We start from the raw sequence: 10,194 nt of genomic DNA, 5'->3' as shown, positions 1-10,194 counted from the left end.
GTGAGTGAGGTAGATGTTTTAGGGATTGATTTAGGGACAACTAATTCAGCCATTGCCATTTGGGAACCAGACACAGGAAAAGCGAGAGTTTTATCCAACTCAGAAGGTGATCGCCTCACTCCGTCAGTTGTTATGTTTGATACCCAAAAAAATCAACACATCGTTGGTAAATCAGCATTAAGTTTTATTACCAGCCACCCTAGTGAAGTCATCTACTCCGTAAAACGCTTTATGGGCTGTACCTTTCGTGATGAACGGGTACGTAACGACCAAACTCAAGTTACCTATAATATCGCCGAAATGCAGCAGAGCAAAGTTGCTATTCTTGTAGGCGAAGAAACTTTTACACCTCCGCAGATTTCTGCTCAAATCTTGCGTAAGCTGAAGGAAGATGCTGAAGCAACTTTGGGTAAAACAATCTCCCAAGCTGTCATTACCGTTCCTGCTTATTTTAGTGAATCTCAGCGTCAGGCAACAAAAGAAGCTGGAGAATTAGCTGGTTTGCGAGTTCCGCGAATCATTAATGAACCAACTGCTGCGGCTTTAGCCTTTGGTTTGGGTACAGAACCCCAAACCGTAGCAGTGTATGACTTGGGTGGTGGTACATTCGATATCTCAATTCTGCGGATTGAAAAGGGTTTGTTTCGGGTAAAGGCTACTAGCGGCGATACCCATTTAGGTGGGGATGATTTTGATTTGGAAATTGTCACATGGCTGAAAGCTGCGTTTCAGCAGCAGCATGGTGTAGATTTATCTATTGAGCAAGATAGTGGCGTGCGATCGCAGTTACGCAAAGCCGCAGAAGCTGCCAAAATTGCTTTAACTAAAAGTACAGAATATCAAGTTAGCATTCCCAATCTTTTCACCATAGAAAGCCAGTGTTTGGGGCTAGAAGCAACATTAACTCGGACTGAGTTAGAAAAACTTGTGCAACTTTTGATCAACCGCACCTTAGATATCTGTGATGCGACTTTAAAAGAAGCAAAGTTGGAAGCTACAGATATTGATCAAGTGTTATTGGTTGGTGGACAAACCAGATTACCTGCTATCAAAGAAGCATTACGCGATCGCTTCGGTTGGAAAATCAATGATTCTGTAAATCCAGATGAAGCTGTAGCTAGAGGTGCGGCGGTATTGGGTGCAAGATTATGCGGTTATCTTCGGGATGAGGTGAAACTCTGGGATGTAACGCCTTTGTCTTTAGGACTTGAGTTAGCTAACGGCAAGATGGATGCAATTATTAGTGCCAATGAACCAATACCAGTTACCAAGTGGCGTAAGGGTTCCCAGGCTTTTACTACTCAGCGCGATGGACAAGAAAGTATCCGCTTCCGCATTTACCAAGGTGAACGACCAATTGCCGGGGACAATGAATTTATCGGTGAAGTAGTTCTCAACCTAGCTACTGCCCGTCCGGCTGGAGAAGTTCGGGTTAATTGTAAGTTCACAGTTGACCACGATGGTATTCTCCATGTTTTAGCGGAAGATACCAGCACCGATGGGCAACCTGTGGAGAAAACGTTTGACCGCTTTTATCGCTTGACTCAGCAAGAGGTAGAGAAGAAGCTGGAAGAGGCGAAAGTGCATGAAAATGAAGACGCTGTGACTAATCGGATTTTTCAGTTAGAAGAAGAGATAACCCGACTGCAACGCGCGATCAATCAAGACAAGTCATCTGATCATCTCCTACTAGAAAATTTAGGAAACTTGCAAGCTGCTATTAATAGCCGCGATGTTAACCAAGCAGAGGAACTACTTGCCGAACTCAAAAGCAAAATAATCAACTAACAGTTTGTGTAATTTTCGGTAATCGCAGCGATAAATTTGTATAAAAAGAAGAAACTTAAATACGAAATTTTACAACATGACTCACAATGAGCGTCACTGGACTGTGATGGTTTACATGGCTGGGGACAACGGTAAGGTTTTCGAGCAACTACAAGGTAAACGCTTGATGGCCCCAATGGAAGCACAAGGCTATCAAGACATTGCAGAGATGGAAGCAGTCGGCTCTACACCAGAAGTGGTTGTGTTAGTGCAGTTTGATACTTTATCTGACCGCGAACACACATACCGCATATATATCCGCCCTTCAGAAGAACCCAGGCAAATTGAAAATATCCCAGAGCAGAATACGGGCGATCCTCGTGCATTACGAGACTTTATTGTTTGGGGGATTGAGAATTACCCGGCCGAAAACTACGCAGTAATTTTGTGGAATCACGGTACTGGCTGGAAAGAAGATGACATCTATGCTTTTGCGCGATCGCGTGGTGTGGAAATTCAAGCGAGTCAGGATGAAGTGCGTTCCCTTACCCGAAATCATCGGCGGTTGTCTCGTGCTTTTTTCCTTTCGTCAATTACGGAAGTGCTGCAACTAGATGATGAAGATTCGCGGGCGATCGCATTTGATGATTCTTCCCTAGACTTTCTTGATAATGCCAAACTTCAGCAGGCTTTTCAGGAAGCAGAAGCAATTACGTGTAAAAAAGTTAGCTTAATTGGTATGGATGCCTGTTTAATGGGCATGGTGGAAGTGGCTTATCAACTACGGGCTAATGCTAATTACATGGTTGCATCCCAAGAAGTAGAACCCCTAACAGGTTATCCCTACACAGCAATTTTGCAGAATTTAACCGCCCATCCAGAAATAACATCGGAGGCGTTAGCAAAGTTAATTGTACAGGAGTACGGGCGCTACTACGAGGGAGAATTGCGGGGTAGCGTAATTCCAATTACCCAATCAGCAACAAATTTAAAAGTGGTTGAGAAACTGGCTGATTCTTTGGGAAGATTGGCAACGATTTTGCGTCAATTGGTTTCAGAAGAAGACATTTATACTGAGAAAGCAATGTATCATGCTCAACGTAAAGCTGTGCGTTTTAAGGATAGTGACTTTGTAGATTTGTATGATTTTTTGAAAGTTTTGCAGGATAAATACGCTGGGGATAGTGATGAATTAACCCAGGTTATTGATGAAGTGATGAATTTGATGATTGTTGAAGTTGAACCGCAGTTAATTTTAGCAAATGTAACTTCTGGGGTGAGATTTGAGCGAGTTAAGGGATTGTCAATTTATTCTCCGGTGAGAGGCTATTCTCAGTTTTATGACAGGTCAGATTTTGCTGCTTGCGGGTGGGGGGAGTTTTTACAGAGGCTTAATGATTTGGTTTAACGATTGTGTATCAAGCCTAAGTAGAAATTTTGACCAGCTTAGGCAGATTTTATTAGAAAAATAATATTTTTTAACTACCAATGATTTCAACTGTTGTCAGAGAATCGATAGAAATTTGAGAATTTTCTATAATTTCGTATGCCTCATCATCGGAAATATCTTGAGATGTAATATTTTCTGATGTTGGGTGAACTGAAACAAAACCCTCTACCATTAGTGAATAGTCTTGTCCTGCCCAGAAATGATGGTCATTCCAATCATCATCTAAAATTGAAATAGAATCTTCTTCATCTCCCATAGCATAATAGTCCGCTTTATATATGAAATATGTCAATTTACATTGAACTATGAGATTAAAAGGTATCACAAAATAACTTCCATAGTTTTCAACGTTATTAAAATTGAAATTAATTTCTTCTATTTGTTCAACTTCATCAATAGTTCCTTCGTTATTATCATTAGGTATTAGAAAAGAGGTAACAGTTCTTCCATGAAGCATACTACTTAATTCAGACTCAATCTCGTAAAATATCAAATTATGATTTAAATAAATTACATTTATAAGCTTATTAATTGATAATGTTGCTTCAGATATTAATTTTTCTCCTCTAGCTATAACTTCTTTATCAAGGTCTAACGAGACGTTTTTTTCATAATCTACATTTTCTCCCTGATATACACCATTTTCATATTCTTGATATGAATCTTCAAGTAACTTAGGTTCTTTTATGGAAATTTCAACAGTACCCTCTTCGATATCACTTTCAGGTAATTCGTACTCCCCGCTACTTAAGATAGCTAGCACCATTTCTATCTCTTGTTCTTGATCTAAGTTAACGCCTAAACTCTCGCCATCAGTCTCAGTTATAAATTCAAGGACTTGATTCAGATGGATCTGGACAGCTTGTTGATCTAATACACCACGAATCCTCTCTCCCTCATCATAAGTAGACCAATATCTGTTATACTTGACAAAAACGTTACCATCAAAATCTGGTTTTAATGTTTGAATTGCTAACTCTACAAATGATTCAAAATCAAGGTATTCGTTCTTGTATATAGCAGATAATAATAGCTCTAAGTCTTCCAAACAATCATAATTCTCGTTGATAAACTCAATAAAAACATCTTGCTCTAGTTTACCGTACAGGTAGGAGAGAATTTTACCTAACTGTTTGTTGCCTATACTTATAAATTCATTGAGTTTAGAGACTATGCCTTGCTGCTCACCATGTGAAACAGCCGCCATTGCTTTAGAATAAACTAGTAAAGGTGTAAAACCTGCTTCTAATAAAGGCTCCGCCAAAGTCTCAAACAATGAATTAAGTCGCAACACTTCTCCAATATCTTTTTGTTCCACTCTTTGATTCAGCGCTTGTGCTAACTCCTGCGCCGCTTCATCCGGTTTAGTATATGCCAACGCTGTCCACTCCTGCGCTTGCCGCAAATCCTGCGTATCTGCATCATCATCAGTTAGTCGCTGCGCTACATAATCTAATAAAAATTCCCCTAGTTCATCAAATCTTTCTTGTCCAAATTCCTCCTTCAATTCCCGTAATAGTAAATTGCGATCGCTAATATCCATCTCATACATCTCATAACCTACCTGCCGACACAACCGCGACAGCAACACATGAGCAACTGCCACCCAAGGGGCTTGAGGAAGAAAGTTTGCCCAAATTTGGTAAAGTAAATCAGGTGTCAGTACCAAAGGAAACGCCGCATGACGAGCTAAGTTGCGGTGTGCTTCCCCAAACTGCTGGGCAAACCCTTCAACCCGTCTTTGGGCAATTCTCATCGCACGACTTTGGTTAATATCTGCCGTCACATCAGCCATGAGTACATTACCTCCCCAGCGATATATCGACCCCGCAACACAGTAATTGCTGCATTCATTCCCTGCGGACTCATCTCAAACATCGGCACAAAACGGGCAATTTCCTCAGCCGTAGTTTGCCGCCAGCATTCACTAGGCATGGGATTCAACCAAGCAAAATAACGCACCGACTGCTGTAACTGCTCAATCCATACCTTAGTATTATCAACCCGTTCTGGGTCAAAATTCCCCCGTGCTGCTCCGGCATCGCTAATAATTAATACAGCAGATCGTTCGCCTATTTCCTCTAACATTTCAGAAACAGCCTTGACCTCAAGCATCGCTGGATGTCGATACAAGTATTCATCTGGGTAGTCGTGAAAATAAAATACATTGGTTGTTCTCAACCGTCCTCCCCGTTGTGCCGTTTCCACCAACTGCCGCGATAAATCGTGAAACGGAACCATTGAGCCTTCCTGGTCAATTAGTAGCACCAAATCCGTGCGATTTGTACGCGGTGGCATCATCACAGGTTGCTGTAAAATACCTTCACGCCCAATTTTTGCCACCGTCGCTTCCACATCTAATTCTGTAGGTACTCCTTGGCGCACCGGACGACGCAGATAACGCCAGCATTGCTTCATTTGTCGCTTAGTCACAGGGAAATATTCTGTCAACAGCATATAACGAGGGCGTTTGCGTTCCCTATCCCTGCGAATACTCCGCACCGCTTGGACAGCTTGCACTGGTTCTGGTGTAATAGTGGGAGTTGTTTCTAAATTAGATATTACTTCATCATCAAAAGGAAATTCTTCAGATGTAGCTGTTTCAATTGAGTCGGATTCATCATTTTCTGGTGTAAATGATTCTGAAATTAAAGTTGAAATGTCATTACTAGATGTAGGTTCATTCAAAGATTCTGGAGAATGTATAGGGTGTAATTCGATTTGTTTCCACATCTCCCCAAATAAGCGTTGAATCAGGCGATTTTCTTCTTCAGATTTTGCCCACAACATACAGCAAAGCTGCTCTAATTCCTGGCGACTATTGACACTAAACCCGGCTTTGAAACTACGCACAACCACTAAATATTCTTCAACCCCCAACGGCAAACCATGTCTCTGTCGCAGGCTGTTAAAAATATCTAGCAGTGGTAGTTCTTCAAGTTTCATATTTTTTTAAATACCGCAGATGATCTTCTCATTTCTTTAACAGAACTTCTGGAAAAGGTATTTCTCCCTCTAACTGCTTTAACACCTCATCTTCAGGAAATTGCCGCAACACTGCAAACCAATCTAACAACTCACTGGTGCTAACTTTTTTACCTGCTTTCCCCTTCTCCATTTTCTGCCGCAATTCACTAAAACGCTGCACCGCAGCTTCCACTAAATCGGGTGAAGATTCCGAAAAGTGTGACGTGACAATATTAGCTAATTGTGGGTATGGAAACTGAATATAATAAAACAGACAACGCCGCAGGAAAGCATCTGGTAAATCCTTTTCATCGTTGCTAGTAACGATAATAATTGGAGGGTAATTTGCTTTGACTTCTTCTCCCTTTTCTTCAATTGTAAATTTCTGTTCATCTAACTCCCGTAACAAATCATTGGGGAAGTCAATATCAGCTTTATCAATTTCATCAATTAAAACTACGGTGCGCTGTTCATTTTTAAACGCACGTCCCAAAGGCCCCAATTTGATATAGTTATCTAAATCCTTGACTTGAGAATTGCTTGCTTCCCCCATGCGAGAAAGTTGAGCATCATGCAAACGACCAACTGCATCGTAGGTGTAAAGTCCATCCCTTGCCCTGGTTGTAGACTTAATAGACCAAGCTTCATAGGGTAAGCCCAATTCGTAAGCTACCGCTTGTGCTAAAGTCGTTTTACCGCATCCTGGTTCACCTTTGAGCAATAAGGGGCGTTTTTCTAAGAAAATTGCCAGATTAACAGCTTGAATGAGTTCTGGTGATGGTAAGTAAGGAGAGAGTCCGTAGTTTTGGCACTCTTGGGGTGAAATTGGCTTGCCTGTATAATATTGCTTGCCATTGGCAGTGAGTACACTTGCTAAATCAACCATTGAGCCAAATCTCCTTCCCAACTCAAATCAAAGTGCGTGCAAATTTCTTCATACACAAATTGAGGAATGCCGTTATCGGACTTTTCCCATAATCGCTGATAAGTTAAATCACTAGGTATCTGCAAATCACGAAATACTTTCATATCACTTAGCCAATCTTTTAAGACATCGGTTGAAAAAGGGCTAACGGGTGGCAAGTACAGGGGGAGTCGAGGATACTCCGGTTCATCAAATTGCTTTGCCAGCTTTATTTGTGACTTACAAACATTACTACAATTATCAACCAGGAACATTAACAAATGTGTATCCTTCTCTGGTGGATCGAGTTTTCCTTTATTCACTAACGGTTCCCAAAACTCTAGAAGCCAATCTTCAAGAATTTTGGGTGGCATACAGTCAACTTTTTCAAAGATAAAAATGACATCTTTTGTTTGCCAGCGATCGCAAATTTTTTCGAGAATGTCCTCTGGTTTAGGTTTAGTATCTATTGGCTCTACAAACGAACGAGCTAGCTGTTTCCATAAGCGTTCAGTACTGCGGTAAGCCGCATTATTAGTTACATCATTTTTAATGGGAGAGTTATTCTTCCATGCTGGCTTAATTCGGAATAAACGATTTACCAATAACTCTTGTCCACAGTCAGGTTCGCCGTGAACCAAAAATGCTGCTGTTCGATGCTGTTCCAATACATCTTCCACTAATCGTACTTGCTGCTTAAAGTCCATTTGCAGCAGTAAATCAAACAGTAAATGTGGAGGTGTAGAAATAGTTCGGGTTGTTGCTGGAGCCAGAAATTCTACAATCAGTGCATCTATATTAGCTTGGTCATCAAAGCCCACATACTCACGAATCACCTCTAACAAAGCACAAATTGCTGGTTTCCCTGGAGTAATTTCACTAAAGTCCCCCAGTTTTACCAACATATCAACGATAAACGAATCAGTAGTTAAACTCCAATCCAGACGGTTTAACACAGATGTACCAAGCAACGCCCTTGTTAAATGTCCTCGACGCTCTTCTTTATTCTCCATCAGAGGTCTGAGCAGAGGCAATAATTTATGTATTAAGTCGCTACCTATTGCCATCAGTTCACTAGTAATAGAAAGGGGTGTATATGCCTGGGAAGTTTTGGTTATAATACCACTTGTATTAGTTTTATCACGTTTGCAATTAAACAGATATACGCAAAATTAGCAAGATACACCCCAAATCCTAATTTTTTTATCATCAGTGCCAGTAACTAAAATTTTGCCATTAGGGCTGAAAGCCAGAGAATTTACGAGACTTTTAATTTCAAAAGTCTGTATCAGTTCTCCTGTTTGATAATTCCAAATCCTCATGGTATTATCTTCACTTCCACTGGCAATGATTTTTTCTGTCGGACTAAATGCGATCGCATTCACAGAATCTTTGTGTCCAGTAAGGATACGTAGTTCTGTTCCATTGCTTGTATTCCATAGCTTTATCGGTGGATTAGTAACACCATTCTCTCCAATACTACTACTTCCACTAGCAATGGTTTCTCCATCAGGGCTAATAGCAACTGACCTAATTGACCCTACCGAACGGTCAAGCCATGATACCATCGAACTAAAAAAGTCGGAAGGGCGATTTAGGGTACGTATTCTCTCGCCATTGCGCCAATTCCAAATTATGATTGCACCATCAATCCCACCACTGACTAAAAACCGCCCATCACGACTAAAAGTAATAGAATTGACATCCCATCCGTGTCCTCTTAAAGTACGTATCTGTTTTTGACTACCGAGATGCCAAAGTCTAATAGCTGCGTCAAAATGTCCAGTGGCGAGGGTTTGCCCATCAGGACTAAAGGCTACACAACTAGTTCTTAAAGCAACCAAAGAACTACCTAAAGTTTGTTTAACTCTACCTGTGCATACATCCCACAGCTTGATATTTCCATACAGATACTCCACATCGCTGGCACTTGCCAAAGTTTGCCCATCTGGGCTAAAGTCAACAGCAAACACTGAACTGGAATGTCCTGTGAGAGTAGTTAGCAATTCTCCAGTCGTCAATTTCCATAATTTAATTGTGCAATCGCTACTGCCACTTGCAAGTATTTTTCCATCTGGGCTAATAGCAACAGATAATATAGAATTATTATGTCCACTCAAGGTCTTGATATTTCTGTAGCGATTATCTAAACTATCTACTTGTTTTTTTGATGCGCTTTGATTACGAACATAATGAAGATTAATTTTTTGCAGTAAATTATCAATTTCTAGCTGTTTGTCTACACCGACATTTTCACGAATCACCTCTAATAAAGCACAAATTGCAGGTTTCCCAGAAGTAGTTTCTCCAAATACTAGGAGTTCGTTTACCATGTGGGGAATGAATACATCTACAGGTGTATCCCATACCAGACGATTCAAAACATTTGCATTAATTCCTAAAGCAATGACAAGATAAGAGCGGCGTTGTTGTTTATCCCACATAAAAGGGCTGAGGATAAGCAATAATTCTTGAATAATTTCCCCACTGATTTCTGGCATCTAAATTACCTCTGCAACTTTGTGTAAATTTCCGGTGCATTGTTTTTCAGGTCGTTTAAAATAGCGATCGCACTCGTTCCAGCATTACGTAAATACTTCTGTTGCGTATTTGGTTCGAGTAGCATCCCACCGCTATGGTGAATACCTACCACTTGGAAATCATCATCGAAAACAGGCGATCCCGATGAACCTGGTTCTGTACTCGTAGTATATTGCAACACTTGATTATCGGCGTAAGCGACAAAGTTATTCTGAAGCGAGATTTTCTTTAAATGACCGCCAGGATGCTGAATAATTGCTACACGCTCATCTCGCCGCATTAATTTACTTTTCAGGATTAAAGGCTCGCCAAAGTCAGGAACTTCCTTTAGAGTTACTACTGTATAATCTAACTCTCGATTAGTATAAAAAGTACTTCCAGCTAAAGCTCCAGTAGTCTGCGTTGGGCATTGTTTACCGTTAACATCCAGTTGATAATTAAAGCTAAAATCACTTTTCTCGGCTCTGGAGTTTAGACTAAACACATGACAAAGTAACTCAGGATAACTGAGTGACAAGCTTTACACCCAAAAATGGAAAAATCAACGAATTAAGTAGATTGTGGT

Annotated in this window: 8 protein-coding genes; 2 read left to right on the top strand and 6 right to left on the bottom strand. The window is 40.7% G+C overall.

Annotation, left to right across the window (positions count from 1 at the left end; all coding sequences use genetic code 11):
- Positions 1–1,788, top strand: a complete 1,788-nt coding sequence (locus AACW45_RS16255; RefSeq protein WP_190633575.1) for an Hsp70 family protein — start codon at positions 1–3, stop codon at positions 1,786–1,788.
- Positions 1,789–1,864: 76 nt separating this feature from the next.
- Complete coding sequence (locus AACW45_RS16250) at positions 1,865–3,175, top strand: clostripain-related cysteine peptidase (RefSeq protein ID WP_190633574.1); 1,311 nt, start codon at positions 1,865–1,867, stop codon at positions 3,173–3,175.
- Positions 3,176–3,245: 70 nt separating this feature from the next.
- On the opposite strand, the gene AACW45_RS16245 is transcribed toward AACW45_RS16250, so the two are convergent.
- The 6 genes from AACW45_RS16245 to AACW45_RS16220 form a co-directional block, all read right to left on the bottom strand.
- On the bottom strand, positions 3,246–5,012 hold the full coding sequence (locus AACW45_RS16245; protein ID WP_190633573.1) for a hypothetical protein: 1,767 nt from the start codon (positions 5,010–5,012) through the stop codon (positions 3,246–3,248).
- Positions 5,000–6,163, bottom strand: a complete 1,164-nt coding sequence (locus AACW45_RS16240; RefSeq protein WP_190633572.1) for a hypothetical protein — start codon at positions 6,161–6,163, stop codon at positions 5,000–5,002. The genes AACW45_RS16245 and AACW45_RS16240 overlap by 13 nt, the downstream gene beginning before the upstream one ends.
- A 28-nt stretch (positions 6,164–6,191) precedes the next feature.
- Positions 6,192–7,070, bottom strand: a complete 879-nt coding sequence (locus AACW45_RS16235) for an AAA family ATPase (protein ID WP_190633571.1) — start codon at positions 7,068–7,070, stop codon at positions 6,192–6,194.
- Entirely contained in the window at positions 7,058–8,155 is a 1,098-nt protein-coding gene (locus tag AACW45_RS16230; RefSeq protein ID WP_277880405.1) for an XRE family transcriptional regulator, read from the bottom strand. Before AACW45_RS16230 ends, AACW45_RS16235 begins: the two co-directional genes overlap by 13 nt.
- A gap of 105 nt (positions 8,156–8,260) precedes the next feature.
- Positions 8,261–9,589: a WD40 repeat domain-containing protein gene (locus AACW45_RS16225; RefSeq protein WP_190633569.1), complete on the bottom strand. Its 1,329-nt coding sequence runs from the start codon at positions 9,587–9,589 to the stop codon at positions 8,261–8,263.
- 5 nt (positions 9,590–9,594) lie between these two features.
- On the bottom strand, positions 9,595–10,146 hold the full coding sequence (locus AACW45_RS16220) for a trypsin-like serine peptidase (RefSeq protein ID WP_242045679.1): 552 nt from the start codon (positions 10,144–10,146) through the stop codon (positions 9,595–9,597).
- Positions 10,147–10,194 lie beyond the last annotated feature (48 nt).

It is taken from the genome of Calothrix sp. FACHB-168 (assembly GCF_963889195.1).
Lineage (GTDB): Bacteria > Cyanobacteriota > Cyanobacteriia > Cyanobacteriales > Nostocaceae > Aulosira > Aulosira anomala_A.
This window is presented reverse-complemented; position numbering and strand designations above follow the sequence as displayed.